We start from the raw sequence: 21,085 nt of genomic DNA on the forward strand, positions 1-21,085 counted from the left end.
GCGGCAGCTATTTTTTTATAGCATTTTCCTCGCCTGTTGCCGCCCGCGCGCAGTATATTTCTCTTTTTTAATTAGATGGTAATTGTTTGCATTATCATTCACATTTCTCTGTGATTTAATCCTTGCCGGCCGGCTGCCAGTTACCTTTTGCCCACCTCTATTAAGGATTAGCGTATGCGTTTTCGTCTGGTGTCTTATTGCTCCGCTGCATTGATGGCTTCTTCCGCGTTTATTGCTCCGCAGGCGTTGGCGGCGGCCAGCAGCGACGGGATTGTGGTCTACAACGCGCAGCATGAAAATCTGGTTAAGTCCTGGGTTGACGGTTTTACCAAAGAGACGGGAATTAAAGTGACGCTGCGGAACGGCGGCGATAGTGAGCTGGGGAATCAGCTGGTGCAGGAGGGGACGGCATCCCCGGCGGATGTCTTTCTGACCGAAAACTCCCCGGCGATGGTGCTGGTGGATAACGCGAAGCTGTTTGCGCCGCTGGCGGCCGAGACCCTTCAGCAGGTCGCCCCGCAGTACCGCCCTGAGCACGGCCGCTGGATAGGCATTGCCGCTCGCAGCACCGTATTCGTCTACAATCCGGCGAAAATCAGCGAAGCGCAGCTGCCGAAGTCGCTGATGGACCTGGCGCAACCGCAGTGGAAAGGGCGCTGGGCCGCTTCGCCATCCGGCGCGGATTTCCAGGCCATCGTCAGCGCGATGCTGGCGCTGAAAGGCGAGCAGGCCACCCTGGCGTGGCTTAAAGCGATGAAAACCAATTTTGTGGCCTACAAGGGCAACAGCACGGTGATGAAAGCGGTGAATGCCGGTCAGATTGATGGCGGCGTTATCTATCATTACTACCGCTTTGTCGATCAGGCGAAAACCGGCGAGAACAGCAAAAATACCCGTCTCCACTATTTTAAAAACCAGGATCCTGGCGCCTTTGTCAGCATTTCCGGCGGCGGCGTTCTGGCCTCCAGCAAACATCAGGAACAGGCTCAGGCCTTTATCAAGTGGATCACCGGCAAGCAGGGGCAGGATGAGCTGCGCACCAACAACGCCTTTGAATATGCCGTTGGCGTTAACGCCGCATCCAACCCGAAGCTGACGCCGCTGCAGGCGTTAGAGGCGCCAAAAGTTGAACCGTCTTCGCTGAATAGCAAAAAAGTGGTCGATTTGATGACCCAGGCTGGCCTGCTGTAATCGTCCGTTAAAGTGAATACGCTATGTCTTCTCTGAGTTTCGCGCTCGGAAAAAAAGCCCAACGCCTGCCCGAGCGCAGGCGTCCTGCTTTTCCGATGATCGCGTTAGCCGTTCTGTTTTCTCTACTGGCGCTCTTGCCGCCGGGTTTTGTTATTGCCGTAGGGGTCGATACCGGCTGGGAGACAATCCAGGCGCTGGTCTTTCGCCCCCGCGTCGCCGAGCTGTTGAGCAACACCCTGTGGCTTATCGCGCTGACGGTACCGCTGTGCATTGTGCTGGGCGTTGGCCTGGCCTGGCTGACGGAGCGTACGCTGCTGGCGGGGCGGCGAGTCTGGTCGGTGCTGGCGGTTGCGCCGCTGGCGATCCCGGCCTTTGTACAAAGCTACGCCTGGGTCAGCGCGGTGCCGGCAATGCACGGCCTGTCTGCCGGGGTTTTTCTCTCCCTGTTGGCCTATTACCCGTTTATCTATATGCCGGTTGCCGCCGTTCTGCGGCGGCTGGACCCAACGTTGGAAGATGTTGCCGCTTCATTAGGTACGCCGCCGTGGCGGATCTTTTTCCGCGTGGTTTTGCCGCAGCTCAGGCTGGCGATATGCGGCGGAGCGCTGCTGGTGGCGCTGCATCTGCTGGCGGAGTTCGGCCTCTTCGCGATGGTCCGTTTCGATACATTTACCACCGCTATCTATGATCAGTTCCAGTCAACCTTCAGCGGCCCGGCGGCAAATATGCTGGGCGGGGTGCTGGCGCTTTGCTGCCTGGCCATTTTGCTGCTGGAAGGAGCATCGCGGGGGAAGTCGCGCTATGCCCGCATCGGTTCGGGCGCCGCGCGCGAACAGCAGCGGCAGCCGCTGAGTCGGCTGGCGGCGATCCCTCTCCAGCTCGCGCTGCTGACGCTGGTGATGCTGGCGCTGGGGATACCTCTGATGGTGCTTTGCCGCTGGCTCTGGCTGGGCGGCGTGGAAAACTGGATGAGCGCCGACCTGTGGCTCTCTCTGCGGCAAACGCTGCTGCTCGGCGCGGTGGGCGCGCTCCTTACCACCGCCTGCGCAATTCCCATCGCCTGGCTGGGCGTTCGCTATCCGCAGCCTCTTTTTCGTCTGCTGGAAGGGTGTAACTACATGACCAGCTCGCTGCCCGGCATCGTGACGGCGCTGGCGCTGGTGACGGTCACCATTCACTACGCGCGCCCCATCTATCAGACCGAGGTCACGCTGCTGCTCGCCTGGCTGCTGATGTTTATGCCCCGGGCGCTGGTTAACCTGCGGGCCGGGATCGCGCAGGCCCCCGTCGAGCTGGAAAACGTCGCCCGCAGTTTAGGCCGCAGCCCCGGCCGGGCGCTGTGGAGCGTCACCATGCGGCTGGCGGCGCCGGGCGCGGCGGCGGGGGCGGCGCTGGTGTTTCTCGGCATCACCAATGAATTGACCGCCACGCTGCTGCTCTCTCCGCTCGGCACCCGCACGCTGTCAACCGGCTTCTGGGCGTTGACCAGCGAAATTGATTATGTCGCCGCCGCCCCTTACGCGATGCTGATGATTCTGCTTTCGCTGCCGCTGACCGGCATTCTCTATATTCAGTCGAAAAAAATCGCAGGCCTGTAAATGCTTGAACTCTCCTCAATCTCAAAATCTTTTGCCGGTACGCGGGTGCTCGAAAACCTCAATCTGACGGTGGCCGCAGGCAGCCGCACGGCGATTGTCGGCCCCTCCGGCTCCGGTAAAACCACGTTGCTGCGGATCCTGGCGGGTTTCGAAACGCCGGATAGCGGGCGGATTGTTATGCAGGGGCGCACGCTGTTTGCGCAGGGGACATTTATTCCCGCCCACCTGCGCGGGGTGGGCTACGTGCCGCAGGAGGGCGCGCTGTTCCCCCATCTGAACGTCGCGGACAATATCGCCTGGGGGCTCGATGGCAGTCGCCAGGAGAAATACCAGCAGGTGGCGGCGCTAATGGAGAGGGTCTCGCTGGACAGTCAGTTGGCGAACCACTGGCCGCACGAAATTTCCGGCGGTCAGCAGCAGCGCGTGGCCCTGGCGCGCGCGCTGGCACAGCGGCCCGCGCTGATGTTGCTGGATGAACCTTTTTCCGCCCTCGATACCGGACTGCGCGCGGCTACGCGTAAAGCCACCGCTGATTTACTGGCGCAGGCCGGTATCGCGTCGATTCTGGTCACCCACGATCAGAATGAAGCGCTCTCCTTTGCCAGCCAGGTCGCGGTGATGCGTCAGGGGCGCTTTGCCCAGGTTGGTACGCCGTATGAGGTCTACAGTCACCCGGTTGATGAAGAGACCGCGCTTTTTCTCGGCGATGCGCTGGTGCTGCCCGCCGAACTGCGCGGCGGCCGAGCGCGCTGCGCGATAGGTGAAGTCTTAACCGACAATCCGCAGGCCGTCGGCCAGGGAAGGGTGATGCTGCGCCCCGAGCAGCTGGTTATTTCTCCCTGCCGGGCGGATGACCCGCAGCTTACCGTACGCGATGTGGACTTTAGCGGCCATCTCTCCACGTTAACCCTGACGCTGCCCGGCCAGCGCGAGCCGCTGCTCGTTAAAACCGTCAGCCGGCAGTTATGGCGGCCGGGGGCAGCGGTACGTATTGAGGTGGTGGGCGAGGCGCGAGTTTTCGCCCGCTAGCGGCGCCGGGCTATAAATCAATGCACAGATTCGCCGACCGGCTGCGCGAGCAGCACAGGGCGATCTGCTGCGCGCTGGCGGATTTCTCCGCCTCCGACTGTACGGTGTCGCGATGATCGACAACCCCTTCGATAACCGGCGTCAGGCAGGCGCCGCAAATCCCCATTTCGCAGGAGAGCGGGACGGCGACGCCGTTTTCCTGGAGCACCTGGGCGATGGTTTTATGCGGGGGCACCGGCCACCGCTCTCCCGAGGACGCAAGCGTCACGTTAAAGGTTTCTCCCTCCCCAGCGCCGGCTGGCGCAGCGGTGGGCTGAAAGGCTTCGCTATGGATCTGCGTTTCCGCCCAGCCCCGTTCCATGGCCGCCCGACGCGCGGCGACCATAAATCCCTCAGGTCCACAGAGATAAATCGGATATCCGGTATGCGTCTTGTTCAGCGCGGCGGCTAAATGTTGCCGGGCGCTGTCTCCTTCGCAAGAGCTGTGAATCACCACGCTTTCGGCGCTGAACCGCCGCTGCAGTTCGCGGACAAACGCCCCCTGCGCGCGGTTTTTCAGGTAATAGTGCAGGGTAAACGGCACGCCTTCCGCCTTAAGCCTAAGCGCCATCGCGTACAGCGGCGTAATTCCGATCCCGGCCGCCAGCAGCGTCACCCGTTCCGCCGTACGTAAAGGAAACAGATTGCGCGGGGGAGAAATCAACAGCGTCTGGCCGGGGCGCAGCTGCTGGTGGATATAGCGCGAGCCGCCGCGAGATGCTTTCTCCAGCGCCACGCAGATCAGGTAGCCGTCGTCAGGATCGTCCGGGCCGGTCAAGGAATACTGGCGGATAATGCCGCACGGCAGATGTACGTCAATATGCGCGCCGGGCTGCCAGGCGGGGAGCGGTCGGCCGTCCTGCGCCACCAGCCTGACGGCGAGGCTCTGGCTACCCTGGCGCCAGATGCCGTCAACGATAACCTCTACTACATCGCTCATGATGGCTCTCCACTTAAACGAGGAAAAAGTCGCCGAAGCCCATTTTTTTCAGCCCGCGGCGATAGGCGATGGAGCTGCGATCGGCGGGGATATGCGCTTCGAGCGTTAAATCCAGCGGCAGTCTCTCCGGGCGCTGGGTCTCCACCATCAGGCGATCTTCCTCAAAGACGCGCAGGTTAAAGGCGTGAACATCCTCTACCGGTACGTGCAGATCGAAATTACGCGCGATGGGCGCGAACATCCGGGTGATCCGTGAGGAAACCGGCGAGGCGGCGTTCATAATCACCAGCCGGGCCTCCCCGGGAAAATGAATCGTCAGGGTGGCGGTAAACGGCAGATGCATCTCGAAATGGCGCAGCCACTGAAAGCCTTCCGGCGCGCGAAACTCGGAGCTGGCGGGATAGTTGCCGACCGAACTCCAGTAATCGGCGATAAAACCAAACGGCGTCTCCTGCGGGGTGTAGTTTGGCACCACCTGGTTATCCGGGTCGGCGAAGGTATCGGTGTGGATCCAGGCGAAATGGGCGACGTCCAGAAAGCCCTCGACCTGGCGGCCCGCAAAGCCGTTGACCTCAAAGGCCGGGCAGTTGATTTGCTGAAAGCCGTCGTCGTGCCAGTGCGGCATCACCGGCAGCGGCATCGGGTTCTCCGGGTCGAAGGCCATGCAGGTCCAGATCAGGCCATAGCGTTCCTCAACCGCAAAGCTGGTGAGGTTGAGCTTCGCCGGTACCGGCTGGTCGGGGCTGGACGGGATACGGTTACAGCGGCCATCTTCGCCGAAGCGCAGGCCGTGGTACGGGCAGACGATCCCTTCTTCGTCGTGAAAACCGAGCGTCAGCGGCACGCCGCGGTGGGGACAGACGTCGCGAGCGACCACCACCTGGCCCTTGATACGATAGATAACCAGCTGTTCATCAAGCAGGGTGGCTTTTACCGGCGCGGGGCCGATATCGCAGGCGCGGGCGACGGGATGCCAGCATTTCGCCAGGCGCAGCCAGTCCTCGGGCTCAAAGGTGCAATGGGCGGGCGGGGTGGGTTGTGGTTTGTTCATGGCTTCTCTTCCTGCTCACAAAAACATTTGTTTAATTGTTGTGAGTTTATTGTTGCCATATTAGGGTGTTGACATCCATCAGCAAGAATTCACCCAGCCGTTGCAAAAAAGAGAACAGGTTACCGATGAGCCCATTTTCACGTTTCGCTATCTATTTTGCCGAAGTTGCCCGCAGCGGCAGCCTGCGGCGAGCGGCGGAAAAGCTGCATATTTCCGCTTCGGCCATCAACCGGCAAATTTTGCAGGCGGAAGAGGCCTTTGGCACGCCGCTGTTTGAGCGCCTGCCGGAAGGGCTGCGCATGACCACCGCCGGGGAGCTGCTGTACGACAATCTGCTGCGCTGGCAAAAGGAGTTTCATCTGACGCGGCAAAAGTTTGATGAGCTGCAGGGGCTGAAGCGCGGCAGCGTTAGTCTTGGCATGGTGCAGGCGCTGGCGGAAGGGAGCTTTGCCGGCGCGCTGGCGGACATTATCGCCAGCTGGCAGTGGCTGGAGCTGAATCTGCAGGTGGCGGATAGCCATACCATCAGCCAGAAGGTGCGGCAGGCGGATCTCGATTTCGGCCTGATTCTGGATCCTGAAGGCCAGGCGGGGCTGAGCGTGCTGGCCTTTGCCGAGCTGGAGATGGGCGCGGTAATGCGCCCGGATCATCCTCAGGCGCAGGCCGCGATGCTGTCGCCAGGGGAGCTAAGCGAGGAGCGGCATATTGTCCCCGGCGCGCCGCTGATCGTCCATGATCGGGTCGCGATGCTTTATCGCCATTATGATTTTGCTCCGGCCAACAGTATTAGCTGTAACGATATCCGGCTGATCAAATCGCTGGTGCTGAAAGGCGGCGGCGTGACGATTCTCAGCCGTCTGGACGTGCTGGAAGAGGTGAAGCTCGGGCAGCTGGCGTTTGTCCCGCTACGCAACAAGCTGCTGCGCCCGCTCACCCTGGCCCTGTGCGCCGCGCCGTCGCGCCAGCTCTCCCGCCCGGCGCAGATGGCGATCCAGAAGCTGACCGCCGTGATGGAGGAGATGCAGGCCGGGGCTGCGGGTTCACTACCATCTGTTGGCCGATAGCCCGGCTAAGGCGTTTACGCCGCGAGCCGGGAAGGGCGCCGATGCCAACATTTTTACCCCAGCGGGCCGCCCTGAATGGTTTCGCACAGGCCGTTGATAATCCGCTCTCCGGTCTCGGTTTCCAGCTCTTGATACCAGGCTTGCGTCAGCGCCATATCTTTACCATGGGTCACATCGCAGCGTTTCCGCGCCTTCAGCACCAGGTCGCGGACCCGATCGCAGCGCAGCGCTTCGTACTGGCGCAATACCTCGGCGATGTCGCGGCTCTCGCGGAACAGGTCTCCCAGCACCACCGCATCCTCCAGCGCCGCGCAGCCGCCCTGGCCGATATCCGGCGTGGTGCTGTGCCCGGCATCGCCCAGCAGCGCTACCTTGCCGCGAACCAGCCGCGCAAAAGGTTCAATATCATGGATTTCAATACGGTTGGTGGTCTGCGGATCGAGGGCGGCGATCAGCTTCTGCACCTGCGGCGCCCAGCCGCTAAAGTAGCGGCTGAGATCCGCCCGTAGCGTGCTGCGATCCTCGGCCAGCCCCGCCGGCAGCGGAACATCAAAGAAAAAGTAAAACCGGCCATCGGAGACCGGCATCAGCGACACCCGTTTCCCCTCGCCGACGAAAGTGGTCCACTGGTTGCCCGGCGCAATCGCTTCATCAATCTCTACCAGACCGTTCCAGTTAACGTAACCCGCGTAGCGGCGCTCAGGGGTATAGCCGAGCACGTAAGGACGCAACGCCGAATGGCTACCGTCGGCGGCAATCAGAAAATCTCCCTCTGCCATCGATCCGTCGGTAAACCAGACGCGAACGCCGTCGGCGTGTTCTTCGCAGCGGGTGACGCGTTTACCAAACTGCACGGCGTCGCGTCCCCAGAAGGCGAGCATCTCGCGCTGCAGTTCAGCGCGGGAAACCGGACAGGGGCGGCCGCCGGTACGCTCTACCAGCGGAGCGAGGCTGAACTGGGTCAGATCCTCCCCGCGCAGATAATCCTTATAAGCGAGAAAATGCATCGGCCCGCCGTAGTTCTCAATAATATCGCCCATACCTAAATGCTTCATGCACTTCACGCCGTTCGGCCAGATGGAGATGGCCGCGCCCACCGGTTTGATTTCTTTCACCGCTTCAAAGACTTCGCAATGGATACCTGCATTTTTTAACCCCACCGCCGCGCTCAGGCCGCCGATTCCGCCGCCGATAACTAATGCTTTCATTTGCTTCTCCTTTACATACGTCGTGATTGGCTTGAGCAATTTGCGTACCACTTTGGCGCAGGCGCGGATTTCGCCGATTCGGCCTCCCCGCCATCGTGCGGTTGCACAGTCGTGGTGCGTGATGGGGGTTTTGTTGCCTTTTTATGAATCAATAATTTCTATATTGGGAATGTAGAATCTAAAGTTTCATTACGGTGGCCAGCCCGGGCGCACAGGTGTTAACCCGGTAGATGATTTATCTCTTTGTAAAACAGAGGAAAAATTAAATGTTGCGCAAGTGTGAGCGAATTTGGCCTGTTTTGTGCACCCGTTCCCGCACGCTTATTCGCAACGGGATGAAACGACCATGTCAGATGAAAAAAACGGCGGCTTACTGTACGGCCTCGAGCAGCGGATACCGCCGCTTCCGGCTTTTTTTAGCGCTTTACAGCACGTACTCGCCGGGCTGGTGGGCATTATCACCCCACCGCTGATTATCGGCGCGGCGCTGGGGCTGGGGGAGTGGCTGCCCTATTTGATCAGCATGTCCCTGCTGGCCTCCGGCATTGGCACCTTTTTGCAATCCAACCGCGTTTGGGGGATCGGTGCGGGCATGATCTGTATGCAGGGCACTAGCTTTGCGTTCCTCGGCGTCGCCATTGCCGGCGGTATGTGGGTAAAAGGGCAGGGTGGTACGCCGCAGGATATTATGGCCATGCTGTTTGGCGTCAACTTCGTCGCCGCGCTGGTGCCATGCCTCGTCAGCCGCTTTATTGAACCGCTGAAGCGCATTTTTACTCCGGTGATTACCGGTAGCGTGATAGCGCTGATCGGCATTAGCCTGATTAAAGTCAGCGTCATCAACTGGTGCGGCGGCGAGCAGGCGAAAGCGTTTGCCAGCATGAGTAATATCGCCCTCGGCGCGGGCACACTCGGGACCATCGTCCTGCTAAGCTGCGCGAAAAACCGCTGGCTGCGCCTCTCTTCAGTGGTGGTGGGGATTGCCGTCGGCTGCGCGGCGGCGGCGCTGAGCGGATCGTTCCAGCTTAAAGGCGTCGGCGATGTCTGGTTCCGCTTGCCGCAGCTGTTTCCGTTTGGTTTTCAGTTTAACAGCGCGATTTTTCTGCCGATTGCGCTGGTGTCGCTGGTCTGCATTCTTGAGGCGGTGGGGGATCTGACGGCTAACTGCCTGATCTCTCAGCAGTCGATAGATGACGAGGCCTTCCGTTCCCGGCTGAAAGGCGGCATTCTTGCCGATGGCATAAGCTGCATGGTGGCGGCGATGCTGTGCGCGTTCCCCAATACCACCTTTGCGCAAAACAACGGCGTGATTCAGATGACCGGCGTCGCCAGCCGCTACGTTGGCCGCTACATTGGGGTGATTTTGATTTTGCTGGGACTGTTTCCGCCGTTCGGCGAGATACTGCGCCAGATCCCGGCGCCGGTGCTGGGCGGCGCGACGATGGTGATGTTTGGCTGCGTTGTGGCGGCAGGGATCCGCATTATCACCCAGAAACCGCTGACCCGCCGCGATATGCTGATCGTTGGCCTGGCCTTCGGTTTTGGTCTTGGCATTGAGGCAGTCCCGGCGTTTCTGACCCACTTCCCGCCGATCGTGGGTAACCTGTTCGGCTCTGCGGCGACCAGCGGCGGGCTGGTGGCGATTGTCCTCAATCTGATTATCCCGGAAGAGAAACCGGCCGCGGCGGCGGCCACAAGGAGCACCGATGATCGCGCTGAATCACTTTAACCAACTGAGCGGCGAAGAGGCCGTTTCCCTGCTGGCGCCCTGCGTTGCCGTTGCTGGTTGGGCGGCGGCGCTCGCCGCCGGCCGGCCCTGGCGCAGCCGCGCTGATTTGCTCAGCGCCGCCGAGCGACTGATGGCGGCGTGGGGCGAAGCGGAGCTGACCGAGGCGCTAAGCGCCCATCCGCGTATCGGCGAAAAGCCCGCCGGGTCTCAGGCGCACGCGGCGCTCTCGCGTCAGGAGCAGGGAAGCGTTGATGAGCGCGATGCTGCGCTGGCGCTGGCGCTGAAAGAGGGCAACGCCCGCTACGAAGCGCGATTTGGCCGGATTTTTTTGATTCGCGCGAAAGGGCGCAGCGGGGATGAAATCTTAGCGGCGCTGTCGCGTCGCCTGCAAAACAGCGATCGCGCAGAAGTTCAGGACGCGTTAGCGCAGCTGCGCGAAATCACCTTATTAAGACTGGAAGGAGCAATTGGCGAATGAGTACCTTAAGCACCCATATTCTGGATATCTCTACCGGCCGACCGGCGCAGGGCGTGAAGGTTGTGCTGGAGCGCGAAGGCGCGCTGATTGCCCTCGGGACTACCGATGAGAACGGCCGCATTGGCGAACTCGGCGCCGGACCGCTGGCGATGGGGCGTTACCGGTTGAGTGCGGAAATTGGCGAGTGGTTTACCGCCAGCGGGCGCGAGACGCTCTACCTGAGCGCGCAGATTGATTTCGCCATCCGCGAAGCGGCTGGCGGGCACTATCACTTACCGTTTTTAATCGCTCCCGGCGGCTGGTCCACCTATCGCGGCAGCTAAATTTCCCAGGAGGCGGCGCCGCGCGTTCAATGTCATTTGTCCTCTGGTAGCCCGGGTAAGGCGCTTGCGCCGCGACCCGGGAAAGGGACTACTGCGCAGCTGCATCCCCCCACACGCGCTCGCCGTTTACCCACGTCTCGCTGATATTGCGTTCATCGCCCAGGGTCATCAGCACGAACAGCTGCTCATAGATATCCTTGCAGCGCCCGCTGCGTAAGCGCTGCAGCGGCGTGACCGCCGGGTCGATAACCACAAAATCGGCCTCTTTGCCGGGTTGGAAATTGCCAATCTTCTCATCAAGGCGCAGAGCGCGCGCGCCGCCAAGGGTCGCATGGTAGAAGGCTTCACTGGCGCGAAGGCGATAGCTTTGCAGCTGGCTGACCTTATACGCCTCGCCGAGGGTGCGCAGCATACTGAACGTGGTGCCCGCGCCAACATCGCTACCGATGCCCATGCGCACCTTGTTCTGCCAGCAGACCGGTAAACGAAACAGCCCGCTGCCGAGGAACAGGTTCGACGTTGGGCAAAAGGCCAGCGCTGAACCGGTTTCGTGCAGGCACTGCCACTCGGCGTCCGCAAGGTGAATGCCGTGGGCAAACACGCTGCGCTCGCCGGTCAACCGATAGTGATGGTAGACGTCGAGATAGTGCTCATGCTCTGGCCACAGGCTTTTTACCCACGCCACTTCGTTGAGGTTTTCGCTCAGATGGGTGTGCAGCCAGGTATCGGGAAATTCTTCCCGTAGCTGCCGCACCGCCGCCAGTAGCTCCGGCGTCGAGGTCGGCGCGAAGCGCGGCGTAATGGCGTAGCCGAGGCGGCCGCGCTGGTGCCAGCGTTCAATCAGTTCGCGGGTTTGCCGGTAGCTCTGCTCCGCGCTTTCGCTCAGATAATCGGGCGCGTGGCGATCCATCATCACTTTCCCGGCGAGCAGGCGCATATTCAGGCGCAGCGCTTCGTTAAACAGGGCATCCACCGATTCCGGATGCAGTGTACAAAAAACCAGCGCGGTGGTGGTGCCGTGGCTCAGCAGCTGGTTGACAAAAAATTGCGCGATCTCGGCGGCGTAGTCGGCATCGGCAAACTGGCTCTCCACCGGAAAGGTATAGGTGGTGAGCCACTCCAGCAGCTGCTCGCCAAATGCGCCAATCATCTCGGTTTGCGGATAGTGGACGTGGGCATCGACAAACCCCGGCAGCAGCAGCTTACCGCGCAGGTCGCGATAGCCCTTCTGCGGGTGCAGGTACCTTTCGCCCTCCTGCCATGGCAGGAGCGCCTGAACGCGTCCGTCGCGAAGAAACAGCACGCCATCCTCCAGATAGCGCGCATGGCGGGCGATATCGTCAGCGCTCTCGGCAACGGCGGCGATATCGAAAAATGCGCCGCGAACTGCGGCATGGTAGTCAAACATCATAGCTGCCCTGTGGGTTAGCGAAAGGATAGGTTGATTCAGCAAGAATAATGCCAGTTTGCGCAGGCGAAGAGCCGCCGCGACGTGACGCCGCGGCGGGGGGACGGGGTTACTCTTTCTGGGCGAGGGCGCTGAAACCGGCCGTCGCGCCGACGAGCTCGTCGCGGGCAATCCAGCGGTAGGCCACGCCGCTCAAGAAGACGCCAATAAACCAGCTAAAGTTGGCCACTTCGTGCAGGGCCGGAATAAAGCTGATGACCAGACCAATAGCGACGGAGGGTATCAGGGCGGCGATCGCTTTCGGGTTAAAGCCGTTGCGGTACCAGTACTGGCCCTTTGGCGTGTCGTCAAACAGGTCGTTGACGGAAACTTTACCGCGCTTAATGATGTAAAAATCCACAATCAGGATGCCGAACAGCGGGCCGATAAACGCCCCCAGCACATCAAGGGTGTAGTGGATAAGCTCCGGCGAATTAAACAGGTTCCACGGCGTCAGCAGAATAGACCCCACGGCGGCAATCATCCCGCCGGTGCGGAAGCTGATTTTCTGCGGCGAGCAGTTCGAGAAATCGAACGCCGGGGAGACAAAGTTGGCCACGATATTAATCCCGATGGTGGCGGTGATCATGGTCAGCAGGCCAATGGCGACCGCCAGGTCGTTGCCCACGCGGCTCACGGTCTCAATCGGGTCGGTGATCATGCGGCCAAACAGCGACTGCGTGCCGGAGACAATCACCACGGTCACGATGGAGAACAGCAGGAAGTTAAACGGCAGGCCCCAGCGGTTGCCGCGGCGGATATCACCCATGCTTTTGCCGTAGCGCGAGAAATCGCCAAAGTTGAGCAGCGGGCCGGAGAAGTAGGAGACCACCAGCGCGGTGGCGGTGATCATCTGCCAGGTCTGCTCCCCGGCGCTCAGCGACTTACTGGCGAGGGTGAAGGAGATCCCGTCAAAACCGGTTTTGTATACAATCCAGCCCGCCAGCGCCAGCATCACCACGTAGACCGCCGGGCCGGCGATATCGATAAAGCGCTTGATGGCGTTCATTCCGTGCCAGAACACCATCGCCTGCAGCAGCCACATGGTGGCGAAGCAGAGCCAGCCCAGATGCGACAGGCCGAGGAAGCTGGATGCTGTGAGCGTCGATAGCGATGGCCAGAACTTCAGTAGCACTAGCATCAGCGCGTTGGCGGCGAGATAGGTCTGAATGCCGTACCACGCGAAGGCGATAAGCCCGCGGATCACCGCCGGGATATTGGCCCCAAACACGCCAAACGCCTGACGACAAATGACTGCGTAGGGCACGCCCGCCATCTGGCTGGGCTTCGCCACCAGGTTGGCGCACAGTTGAACGATGCAAATCCCCACCAGCAGGCACAGCAGCACCTGCCAGCTCGCCAGCCCGAGCGTAAAGAAGCTCGCCGCCACCACGTAGCCCCCCATGCTGTGCACGTCCGACATCCAAAAAGAAAAGATGTTGTACCAGCTCCAGTTCTGGTCGCGCGTCGGCGCCAGATCCTCATTGCAAAGTCGCGGACTGTATCCAGCGTGGGGATCAGCGGCCTTAACCTGATGCGTATTTTGTTGATTTGGCATGAAACCTGCTCCTGTAAATGAACACCCGTTTAAATGGATTGCTGAGGCTGTTGCAGGATTTAGGCCAAAGTAGTTATTTTTGTATGCAAGAATTAAATTTTATGTATACGATCCGATATCAAAAAGTAAAAACCGGAGTGGTGAATGAGCAACCAACATCGTCTGCAGGCCGCGCCAGAACTGCAGGATAAAGACGAATCCATCTATCAGGCGCTGATGACCGCGATCGTCGAGCATCAGCTGCCGCCGGGGAGCAAACTGCCGGAGGAGGCGCTGGCGGAAGTGTTCGGCGTAAGCCGTACCGGGATCAGAAAGGTGCTGCAACGACTCGCGACTGTGCAAATGGTCGCCCTGACGCCCAAACGTGGTGCACAGGTCGCCAGCCCGACGGTAGAAGAGGCGCAAGAGATCTTCCGCACCCGCGCGCTGCTGGAGGTGGCCAACCTGCCGGATGTGCTGGCCCGCTGTCAGCCGCCGCACCTCGCGGCGCTGGAGGCCATTATCCGTGAGGAGCAGCAGGCCCATGAACGCTATGACGGCCCGGCGGCGATCCGCTACTCCGCCGAGTTTCATATTCAGCTGCAGGCGATCTCCGGCAATCAGGTGCTCACCGAGATGGTGACCCGCCTGAGCCAGCGCTCTTCATTAGTTATCGCAGCGTGGGGATCGCCGTGGCGTCAGGGCTGCCGCTGCGACGATCACGAACGGCTTGTCCAACTGCTGCGCGACAAGGCGCTGCAGCCGCTGAGCGATGCGTTAAGTCACCATTTTGAACATATCGTCGCCAGCCTTTGCTTTGAGCGTTCTGGCGTGACCCTACCTGATTTTGCCCGGCTGTTTGCCGGTTATAAGGAGCCGTAATGGCCGCTGTTTGTATACAAGTCATCAACCCCAACACCAGCCTGGCCATGACGGAAACCATCGGCGCCGCCGCGCGGGCGGTCGCCGCGCCGGGAACCGAGATTCTGGCGGTCTGCCCCCGCGAAGGCGTCCCATCGATAGAGGGCCACTTTGATGAAGCCATCGCTGCCGTGGGCGTGCTGGAGCAGATCAACGCCGGTCGCCAACAGGGGGTCGACGGGCACGTGATCGCCTGTTTTGGCGACCCCGGTCTGCTGGCGGCGCGCGAGCTGGCGCAGGGGCCGGTGGTGGGCATTGCCGAAGCGGCGATGCATATGGCGACGCTGGTGGCCACCCGTTTCTCCATCGTGACCACGCTGCCGCGCACTCTGATCATCGCCCGTCATCTGCTGCATCAGTATGGTTTTCATGACCACTGCGCGGCCCTGCACGCCATTGATTTACCGGTGCTGGCGCTGGAGGACGGCAGCGGTGTGGCGCAGGAGAAGGTACGCGCGCGCTGTATTCAGGCGCTAAAAGAGGACGGCTGCGGGGCCATCGTGCTGGGCTGCGGCGGGATGGCGACGCTGGCCCAGGAGCTGACTCGCGAGCTGCGCGTACCGGTGATCGATGGCGTCAGCGCGGCGGTCAAAATGGTTGAGTCACTGGTGGCCTTAGGCCTGTCGACCAGCAAGCACGGCGATTTAGCTTTTCCCGAAACCAAGGCGTTGAGCGGCAAATTTCAGGCATTAACCCCGTTTTAAATTAAAGAGGTGGCAGATGGCATTTTTGACAGAAGATTACCCGCGCGACCTGCGCGGCTACGGCGGACAGCCGCCGCACGCCCGGTGGCCGAACAACGCGCGCATCGCTGTGCAGTTTGTGCTGAACTACGAAGAGGGCTCGGAAAACCACGTGCTGCACGGCGATGCCGGTTCTGAACAGTTTCTGTCCGATATTATCGGCGCCGCCAGCTACCCTGACCGGCATATGTCGATGGACTCTTTGTATGAGTACGGCAGCCGCGCCGGTTTCTGGCGCATCCATAATGAGTTCAGCAAGCGGGGACTGCCGCTGACCGTGTTCGGCGTCGCCATGGCGCTGGCGCGTCATCCCGAGGTGGTCGAGGCGATTAAGTCGGCGAACTATGACGTGGTCAGCCACGGCTGGCGTTGGATCCATTACCAGAATATGCCCGTCGAGCAGGAACGGGAGCATCTCAATAAAGCCGTTCAGGTGTTAACCGATCTGTTTGGCAAGCCGCCCACCGGCTGGTATACCGGGCGCGATAGTCCTCAGACCCGCCAGTTGGTGGTGGAGCACGGCGGTTTTGATTACGACAGCGATTATTATGGCGACGACCTGCCGTTCTGGAGCGAGGTGGCGTGCGGCGACGGGACGCGTAAGCCGCACCTGATCGTGCCTTATACTCTCGATGCCAACGATATGCGCTTTGCCACCGCCCAGGGGTTTAATACCGCCGAGCAGTTTTACACCTATCTGAAAGACAGCTTCGATGTGCTGTATGAAGAGGGGGCCAGCGCGCCGAAGATGATGTCCATCGGTATGCACTGCCGCCTGCTGGGACGACCGGGCCGCTTTCGCGCGCTGCAGCGTTTCCTCGATTATGTGCAGCAGCACGACCGGGTCTGGGTCTGCACCCGTCAGCAGATCGCCGAACACTGGCGCGAGGTTCATCCGTTTAGAGGGTAAAATCGTTCCCCGGGTCGCGCCGCAAGCGGCTTACCCGGGGTACTGGCCTGCAGGCGCGAGTTAACCCGTAGCCCGGGTAAGCGCAGCGCAACCCGGGGGATACCGGGAAAGGCGCGGGGCTTAACTCATCAAACTGACCTGGGCGGCGACGATGCGCCAGCCGAAGGGGAAACGCACCCAGGTTTGCTGCTGGCGGCCAATGCGTTCGCTGCCATCGCGGGTAAATTCGGTGCTGCACACCGCGTAATCCTCGCCGAAGGTGGTGATGGTGGTATGCCGCAGCTCGCGCTGCAGGCCGGCGGCAGGACGGGCGGCGCGAAAGGCGCGGATTTCGTCGATACCGTAGAGATTTTCGCCGGCCCCCAGCCGCACCGTGCGCTTGTCGTGCCAGAACAGCTCATCCAGCACCGCGATATTGTTGCTGACCAGCGCTTCCTCATAGCGGTAAAACGCCGCCGTGACCTCGGCGAGGATCCGCGGGCGATTAATATGCTCTTGCGTCATCATGCTGCTATCTCCAGGGGGCGGGCGTCGGTCACGCCCGTCTCTTCCAGCGCCCGCGCGACCCGCAGACAGGCTTGTTCATTAAAAGGCGCGGCAATCAGCTGCAGGCCGATCGGCTGCCCGCTCGCCGTGCGCAGCGGTACGGTGACCACCGGTAGACCAAGGAAGGAGATGGGCTGGGTCAGCATCCCCATACTGGCGCGGATCGGCAGCGGCTGGCCGTTGATCTCCATGGTCTGCGCGCCGATGAGCGTCGCGCTGCACGGCGTGGCCGGGGCGATCAGCACATCCGCATGGGCGAACAAGGCTTTAAACGCCTGCTGCGCGTGGCGGCGGAAGCGCTGGGCCTGAAGATACCAGGCCGACGGGATCATCGCGCCCGCCAGCAGGCGCTCGCGTGAGTTCGGCTCAAAACGTTCGGGCTGGCTACGCAGCGCGGGCAGGTACTGGTTGCCGCCCTCGGCGGCGCTGAGAATAAACGCCGCCGAGCGGGCCAGCTCCGCCTCCGGGAAGATCAGCTCCTCATGCGCCGCCAGCGCCCCGGCGACGCGAGCGACGGCCGCACGGGCGTCGTTATCGCACCACGTTGTAAAATAACCGCCGAGGGTGGCGCAGCGCAGGCCTTCGAGCCCGCGCGACAGCAGATTCGCCGTGCGCTCGCTGGCCTTGTCGGCCTGAAAACCATCGCCCGGATCGCGACCCTGCAGGGCATCGTAAACCGCGGAAAGGTCGCTGACGCAGCGGGCAAACGGACCGATATGGTCGAGGCTGGCGACGAAAGGATGGCTTCCGGAACGCGACAAGCGGCCAAAGGTCGGCTTCAGGCCGAAGATCCCGCACAGCGATGCCGGGACGCGAATGGATCCGTTGGTGTCGCTTCCCAGCGAAAAATGCACCAGCCCGGCGGCCACCGCTGCCGCCGACCCGCCCGAGGAACCCCCGGCGATCCGCGAGAGATCGTGCGGATTACGCGTCGCCCCGTAGTGGCTGTTTTCGGTGGTAAACCCGTAGGCGTAGGCATCCATATTCAGCATCCCGGAGAGCAGCGCGCCCGCGCTGTGCAGCTGGCGCACCGCCCAGCTGTCGGCAACGGCAGCGGGGCGATCGCTCAGCAGCTGGGCCCCGGCAAGGGTCGTGTGTCCGGCGACATCGAAAAGATTTTTCACCGCATAGGGAACGCCTGCCAGCGCGGGCAGGGGCTTTTTTTCCCGCCGCAAGGTATCGATATTCTCCGCCTCAGCGAGCATGCGTTTTTCGCTGACGTGGGTCCAGGCGTTGATCTGCGGGTTAACCCGCGCGATGTTCTCCAGGGTGTGGCGGGCGATCTCTTTGGCGCTGAGTTCGCCGCTGGCCAGCGCGCGCTGGATTTCGTGAATCGTCATTTCAGGCAGCTTCATGCTTTATAAACTCCGGCGATTTCGACGCGATCGTCGAGGGGAAAGGCCAGCAGCGGCCCGGCCATGGCGGCAATGCGGCTAAACTGCACCCTGAGCTCTGCGCGCCGCGCATCGTCCAGCTCCAGCGCCAACAGCTGTTCCATTTGCGTGAGGTAAGCGTCCCATTCGTTGTGCGGTGTGTTCATCATCAGCTCCTAATATCCGGCGGCGGAGCCGTTGCTGCGCGGATCGCTGGCCCCCTCGAACAGACCGTTGGGGTGGCGAACGATCGCCCCGGCGTGGCCCATGGCTTCGCTGAAATCGGCCAGCACTTCAACGTCGTGCCCCAGCTGACGCAGGCGGGCAACGCATTCGGCGCTGAAGCGGCCTTCCAGCTTGAGCGAGTCGGAAGTTTGCCCCCAGGTACGTCCCAGCAGCCAGCGCGGTCGGGTGATGCTCTCCTGCAGCGGCGCGTTTTGCAGCACGTAGCGGGTGAAAATAGCGGCCTGGGTTTGCGGTTGGCCGTCGCCGCCCATGGAGCCGTACACCATCACCCGGCCATCGTTCAGCCTTGCGGCGGCGGGGTTGAGGGTGTGAAACGGCTGTTTGCCGGGCGCCAGCGCCAGCAGGTGGCTCGGGTCGAGGCTGAAAGAGGCCCCGCGGTTCTGCCAGACAATTCCGCTCTCCGGCAGCACCACGCCGCTGCCGAATTCGTGATAAAGGCTTTGAATAAAGGAGACCGCCAGTCCGCTTTTATCGATAACCCCCATCCATACGGTATCGCCAGGGCCTTTGCCCGCGCCCCACGGAGCGGCCTGCTGGTCGTCGATGTTATCCGCCAGCGGTTGCAGCGCCGCCGCTGCCAGCAGGCTCTGGATATCGACATCAAGGTGACGCGGATCGGTGATATGCGCGTCGCGTAGGCCGAAGGCCAGCTTGGTCGCCTCAACAATGCGGTGGATGGTCATCGCATCGTCGGCCTCGGCCATCGCCAGCCGGTCGGTGATGCCGAGAATGGCCAGCGAAACCAGCCCCTGGGTCGGCGGCGCGAGGTTCCACAGTTCCCCGTGCTGATGCTCAAGCCTGAGCGGCAGCGGGCGGCGGGCGCGATGCTGCTGCAGATCGCTGAGGGTCACGGGCAGTCCATACTGTTCCATGCCGCGGGCCAGATGCTCCGCCAGCGGCCCGCGATAAAAGCTGTCCAATCCTTCCTCGCTTAGCCGGCGCAGGGTGCTCGCCAGCGCCGGCTGCAAAAAGCGGCTCCCGGCTTTCGGCGGCTGGCCGTCCACCAGAAAGGTTTCGGCGAAGCCGGGCTGGTCGCGCAGTTCACTGAATTTCCCGGCGGTGGCGCTGGCCTGCGAGGCGGTAACCGGGATGCCGCTTGCGGCGTAGCCGATGGCGTCTTCCAGCAGCCGCGACAGCGGCAGCGATCTTCCGCTTAACTCGCGCGAAACCTTCAGCGCTTCTTCCCAGCCGCTGACGGTACCCGCCACGGTGAGGGCCGCCTGTGGACCCCGGTGGGGGATCTGCGCCAGGCCGGCGTAGGCCTGCGGCGTCGCCAGCGAGCCCGCCGCGCCGCTGGCGTCAATGGCGATGGGGTCGCCTTCGGGCGGCACGATAAGCCAGAAGCCGTCGCCGCCGAGGCCGTTCATATGCGGATAAACCACGGCGATGGTGGCGGCGGCGGCGACCATCGCTTCTATCGCGCTTCCGCCTTCGCGCAGAACCGCCAGCGCGCTCTGGCTGGCCAGATGATGGGGCGCGACCGCCATCCCGTGGGCGGCAACATGACTTTGCATGGGGTGTCCTCAATTAACCAAATCGTCCGAGAGGGTTGCAAAAGCTGTTCCATGTCTGAACGTAAAGTTTCAATCGCTGCTGGTGAGGGGCGTTTTTTGTCGAACTGGCATGCATTATGAAAGACGTTAACGGTATAGTGCGGTGAAACGAAAGTTACAGAGGTCTTATGCAACAGCTTGATGAACGACTAAAAGAGCAGTACCCGTCTTTATCGCCGCAGGAACAGCGGGTGGCGGATTTTATTTTCGATCATTTTGATGACCTGATTAGCTACAACAGCGCGGAGCTGGCGCAGCTTAGCGGGGTATCGAAAGCCACGGTCAGCCGGCTGTTCAAGCGCCTGGGCTATGAGAAATATAAAGATATGCGCGATGAGCTGCGCACCCTGCGCCAGAGCGGAATGCCGCTGACCGATAATCGCGATGCAGTGCAGGGCAACACGCTGCTGGCGCGCCATTATAAACAGGAGATGGCCAACCTGACCCAGTGGGTTAACGCCCTTGATGTCCAGCAGTTCGCCGAGGCGATTCAGGCGCTGGTGAGCGCCCGGCGTATCGTGATTATCGGCATGCGCAATGCTTATCCGGCGGCGCTGCATTTGCGCCAGCAGCTTTTACAGGCGCGCGGGCAGGTGCTGGTGCTGCCGCAGCCGGGACAAAGCTTAAGCGAGGAGCTGGTAGATTTAACCGCCGACGATGTGGTGGTGGTGATGGCATTTCGCCGCCGTCCGCGAATTATTCGCCCGCTGCTGCAGCAGCTACAGAGCAGCGGTATTCCGGCGCTGCTGATGTGCGAACCGCAGGCCCACGGCCTGTTTCCGCTGGCGCGCTGGCAGCTTTGCGCGCCGCTGGATAGCGTATCGGCCTACGATAGCTACGCGTCGGTCAATAGCCTGATCAATCTACTGTCGAACGCATTTCTGCACGAAATTCTCGATAAAGGCCGCCCGCGGATTCACGATATTGCCACCCTCTATCAGCAGCTGGACGAGCTGGAACAACGATAATGGGGCGCCAGCGTGGTGCCTTGCATGGTTTTGGTGCGATAAAATAATGAGGAAACGCGCAGTCGTTTCCTCTTAATTCCTCACTTTCCCTTGTTTTACCTCTGTTTAGCCAAATGCCGGGCTAACACGATGCGCGGCGATTTATCTGGCACATTAGTTGCAAAAGTGACTTTAAAGAATCTTTTGTTTCA

At 61.3% G+C, this 21,085-nt stretch carries 19 protein-coding genes and 1 pseudogene; 11 read left to right on the plus strand and 9 right to left on the minus strand.

Annotation, left to right across the window (positions count from 1 at the left end; translation table 11 throughout):
• The first annotated feature begins 174 nt into the window (after positions 1 to 174).
• The 3 genes from IYV58_RS09775 to IYV58_RS09785 are packed head-to-tail and all read left to right on the plus strand — an operon-like array spanning position 175 to position 3,818.
• A complete protein-coding gene (locus IYV58_RS09775) occupies positions 175 to 1,191 on the plus strand; it encodes an iron ABC transporter substrate-binding protein (RefSeq protein ID WP_004871451.1) in 1,017 nt (338 codons plus the stop codon).
• A gap of 23 nt (positions 1,192 to 1,214) precedes the next feature.
• Entirely contained in the window at positions 1,215 to 2,789 is a 1,575-nt protein-coding gene (locus tag IYV58_RS09780; protein ID WP_195729547.1) for an ABC transporter permease, read from the plus strand.
• Positions 2,790 to 3,818 (plus strand): ABC transporter ATP-binding protein, encoded by a 1,029-nt coding sequence (locus IYV58_RS09785; RefSeq protein WP_004131175.1) that lies wholly within the window; start codon positions 2,790 to 2,792, stop codon positions 3,816 to 3,818.
• A 10-nt stretch (positions 3,819 to 3,828) separates the two neighbouring features.
• On the opposite strand, the gene IYV58_RS09790 is transcribed toward IYV58_RS09785, so the two are convergent.
• Positions 3,829 to 4,797, minus strand: a complete 969-nt coding sequence (locus tag IYV58_RS09790; protein ID WP_112165287.1) for a PDR/VanB family oxidoreductase — start codon at positions 4,795 to 4,797, stop codon at positions 3,829 to 3,831.
• Between the two features lie 13 nt (positions 4,798 to 4,810).
• Positions 4,811 to 5,848 (minus strand): molybdenum cofactor-independent xanthine hydroxylase subunit HpxD, encoded by a 1,038-nt coding sequence (gene hpxD / locus IYV58_RS09795; RefSeq protein WP_004131179.1) that lies wholly within the window; start codon positions 5,846 to 5,848, stop codon positions 4,811 to 4,813.
• 125 nt (positions 5,849 to 5,973) lie between these two features.
• On the opposite strand from hpxD, the gene hpxR reads away from it, so the two are divergent.
• Entirely contained in the window at positions 5,974 to 6,912 is a 939-nt protein-coding gene (gene hpxR / locus IYV58_RS09800) for a LysR family hpxDE operon transcriptional regulator HpxR (RefSeq protein WP_123828283.1), read from the plus strand.
• Between the two features lie 53 nt (positions 6,913 to 6,965).
• Here the strand turns inward: hpxR and hpxO are convergent, their stop codons facing one another.
• Positions 6,966 to 8,120, minus strand: a complete 1,155-nt coding sequence (hpxO, locus tag IYV58_RS09805) for an FAD-dependent urate hydroxylase HpxO (RefSeq protein WP_004131182.1) — start codon at positions 8,118 to 8,120, stop codon at positions 6,966 to 6,968.
• 346 nt (positions 8,121 to 8,466) lie between these two features.
• Here hpxO and IYV58_RS09810 point away from each other — a divergent pair, with 346 nt between their 5' ends.
• From IYV58_RS09810 to uraH, 3 genes are read left to right on the plus strand one after another with little or no spacing between them, the layout of a single operon-like run.
• Positions 8,467 to 9,849: a nucleobase:cation symporter-2 family protein gene (locus tag IYV58_RS09810; protein WP_004131184.1), complete on the plus strand. Its 1,383-nt coding sequence runs from the start codon at positions 8,467 to 8,469 to the stop codon at positions 9,847 to 9,849.
• The gene (uraD, locus tag IYV58_RS09815; RefSeq protein ID WP_049112143.1) at positions 9,827 to 10,327 is read left to right on the plus strand and encodes a 2-oxo-4-hydroxy-4-carboxy-5-ureidoimidazoline decarboxylase; all 501 of its coding nucleotides are present in this window, start codon (positions 9,827 to 9,829) and stop codon (positions 10,325 to 10,327) included. The genes IYV58_RS09810 and uraD overlap by 23 nt, the downstream gene beginning before the upstream one ends.
• Positions 10,324 to 10,650 (plus strand): hydroxyisourate hydrolase, encoded by a 327-nt coding sequence (gene uraH / locus IYV58_RS09820; RefSeq protein WP_195729548.1) that lies wholly within the window; start codon positions 10,324 to 10,326, stop codon positions 10,648 to 10,650. The genes uraD and uraH overlap by 4 nt, the downstream gene beginning before the upstream one ends.
• 88 nt (positions 10,651 to 10,738) lie before the next feature.
• On the opposite strand, the gene guaD is transcribed toward uraH, so the two are convergent.
• Both guaD and IYV58_RS09830 read right to left on the minus strand, forming a co-directional pair.
• A complete protein-coding gene (gene guaD / locus IYV58_RS09825; RefSeq protein WP_032742088.1) occupies positions 10,739 to 12,058 on the minus strand; it encodes a guanine deaminase in 1,320 nt (439 codons plus the stop codon).
• Positions 12,059 to 12,167: 109 nt separating this feature from the next.
• Positions 12,168 to 13,655, minus strand: a complete 1,488-nt coding sequence (locus IYV58_RS09830; RefSeq protein WP_112165285.1) for an NCS1 family nucleobase:cation symporter-1 — start codon at positions 13,653 to 13,655, stop codon at positions 12,168 to 12,170.
• Between the two features lie 144 nt (positions 13,656 to 13,799).
• On the opposite strand from IYV58_RS09830, the gene IYV58_RS09835 reads away from it, so the two are divergent.
• The 3 genes and pseudogenes from IYV58_RS09835 (at position 13,800) to puuE (ending at position 16,208) form a co-directional block, all read left to right on the plus strand.
• Positions 13,800 to 14,516, plus strand: coding sequence for a GntR family transcriptional regulator (locus tag IYV58_RS09835; protein WP_024359599.1), 717 nt, complete (start codon positions 13,800 to 13,802; stop codon positions 14,514 to 14,516).
• Positions 14,516 to 15,235, plus strand: a pseudogene (gene hpxA / locus IYV58_RS09840) (allantoin racemase); the annotation flags it as partial. The gene IYV58_RS09835 and the pseudogene hpxA, both read left to right, overlap by 1 nt.
• A 40-nt stretch (positions 15,236 to 15,275) precedes the next feature.
• Complete coding sequence (gene puuE, locus IYV58_RS09845; RefSeq protein ID WP_004131198.1) at positions 15,276 to 16,208, plus strand: allantoinase PuuE; 933 nt, start codon at positions 15,276 to 15,278, stop codon at positions 16,206 to 16,208.
• A gap of 120 nt (positions 16,209 to 16,328) precedes the next feature.
• On the opposite strand, the gene hpxZ is transcribed toward puuE, so the two are convergent.
• Genes hpxZ through hpxW form a run of 4 tightly spaced genes read right to left on the minus strand, consistent with a single transcriptional unit; the run spans position 16,329 to position 19,887 of the window.
• Positions 16,329 to 16,715, minus strand: a complete 387-nt coding sequence (gene hpxZ, locus IYV58_RS09850; RefSeq protein ID WP_004131200.1) for an oxalurate catabolism protein HpxZ — start codon at positions 16,713 to 16,715, stop codon at positions 16,329 to 16,331.
• Entirely contained in the window at positions 16,712 to 18,109 is a 1,398-nt protein-coding gene (locus IYV58_RS09855) for an AtzE family amidohydrolase (RefSeq protein WP_004131202.1), read from the minus strand. Before IYV58_RS09855 ends, hpxZ begins: the two co-directional genes overlap by 4 nt.
• The gene (gene hpxX / locus IYV58_RS09860) at positions 18,106 to 18,294 is read right to left on the minus strand and encodes an oxalurate catabolism protein HpxX (RefSeq protein ID WP_004131209.1); all 189 of its coding nucleotides are present in this window, start codon (positions 18,292 to 18,294) and stop codon (positions 18,106 to 18,108) included. Before hpxX ends, IYV58_RS09855 begins: the two co-directional genes overlap by 4 nt.
• 9 nt (positions 18,295 to 18,303) lie before the next feature.
• Complete coding sequence (gene hpxW, locus IYV58_RS09865) at positions 18,304 to 19,887, minus strand: oxamate amidohydrolase (RefSeq protein ID WP_195729549.1); 1,584 nt, start codon at positions 19,885 to 19,887, stop codon at positions 18,304 to 18,306.
• Between the two features lie 167 nt (positions 19,888 to 20,054).
• Here hpxW and hpxU point away from each other — a divergent pair, with 167 nt between their 5' ends.
• Positions 20,055 to 20,894, plus strand: coding sequence for a MurR/RpiR family transcriptional regulator HpxU (gene hpxU, locus IYV58_RS09870; protein WP_004131213.1), 840 nt, complete (start codon positions 20,055 to 20,057; stop codon positions 20,892 to 20,894).
• The last annotated feature ends 191 nt before the right edge of the window (positions 20,895 to 21,085 follow it).

Origin of the sequence: Klebsiella sp. BDA134-6, assembly GCF_015601345.1 — a bacterium.
Classification (GTDB): Bacteria; Pseudomonadota; Gammaproteobacteria; order Enterobacterales; family Enterobacteriaceae; genus Klebsiella; species Klebsiella grimontii.

Coding starts and splice junctions, on each gene's coding strand:
- IYV58_RS09775 (WP_004871451.1), top strand. CDS start 175: ATGCGTTTTCGTCTGGTGTCTTATTGCTCCGCTGCATTGATGGCTTCT.
- IYV58_RS09780 (WP_195729547.1), top strand. CDS start 1,215: ATGTCTTCTCTGAGTTTCGCGCTCGGAAAAAAAGCCCAACGCCTGCCC.
- IYV58_RS09785 (WP_004131175.1), top strand. CDS start 2,790: ATGCTTGAACTCTCCTCAATCTCAAAATCTTTTGCCGGTACGCGGGTG.
- IYV58_RS09790 (WP_112165287.1), bottom strand. CDS start 4,797: ATGAGCGATGTAGTAGAGGTTATCGTTGACGGCATCTGGCGCCAGGGT.
- hpxD (WP_004131179.1), bottom strand. CDS start 5,848: ATGAACAAACCACAACCCACCCCGCCCGCCCATTGCACCTTTGAGCCC.
- hpxR (WP_123828283.1), top strand. CDS start 5,974: ATGAGCCCATTTTCACGTTTCGCTATCTATTTTGCCGAAGTTGCCCGC.
- hpxO (WP_004131182.1), bottom strand. CDS start 8,120: ATGAAAGCATTAGTTATCGGCGGCGGAATCGGCGGCCTGAGCGCGGCG.
- IYV58_RS09810 (WP_004131184.1), top strand. CDS start 8,467: ATGTCAGATGAAAAAAACGGCGGCTTACTGTACGGCCTCGAGCAGCGG.
- uraD (WP_049112143.1), top strand. CDS start 9,827: ATGATCGCGCTGAATCACTTTAACCAACTGAGCGGCGAAGAGGCCGTT.
- uraH (WP_195729548.1), top strand. CDS start 10,324: ATGAGTACCTTAAGCACCCATATTCTGGATATCTCTACCGGCCGACCG.
- guaD (WP_032742088.1), bottom strand. CDS start 12,058: ATGTTTGACTACCATGCCGCAGTTCGCGGCGCATTTTTCGATATCGCC.
- IYV58_RS09830 (WP_112165285.1), bottom strand. CDS start 13,655: ATGCCAAATCAACAAAATACGCATCAGGTTAAGGCCGCTGATCCCCAC.
- IYV58_RS09835 (WP_024359599.1), top strand. CDS start 13,800: ATGAGCAACCAACATCGTCTGCAGGCCGCGCCAGAACTGCAGGATAAA.
- puuE (WP_004131198.1), top strand. CDS start 15,276: ATGGCATTTTTGACAGAAGATTACCCGCGCGACCTGCGCGGCTACGGC.
- hpxZ (WP_004131200.1), bottom strand. CDS start 16,715: ATGATGACGCAAGAGCATATTAATCGCCCGCGGATCCTCGCCGAGGTC.
- IYV58_RS09855 (WP_004131202.1), bottom strand. CDS start 18,109: ATGAAGCTGCCTGAAATGACGATTCACGAAATCCAGCGCGCGCTGGCC.
- hpxX (WP_004131209.1), bottom strand. CDS start 18,294: ATGAACACACCGCACAACGAATGGGACGCTTACCTCACGCAAATGGAA.
- hpxW (WP_195729549.1), bottom strand. CDS start 19,887: ATGCAAAGTCATGTTGCCGCCCACGGGATGGCGGTCGCGCCCCATCAT.
- hpxU (WP_004131213.1), top strand. CDS start 20,055: ATGCAACAGCTTGATGAACGACTAAAAGAGCAGTACCCGTCTTTATCG.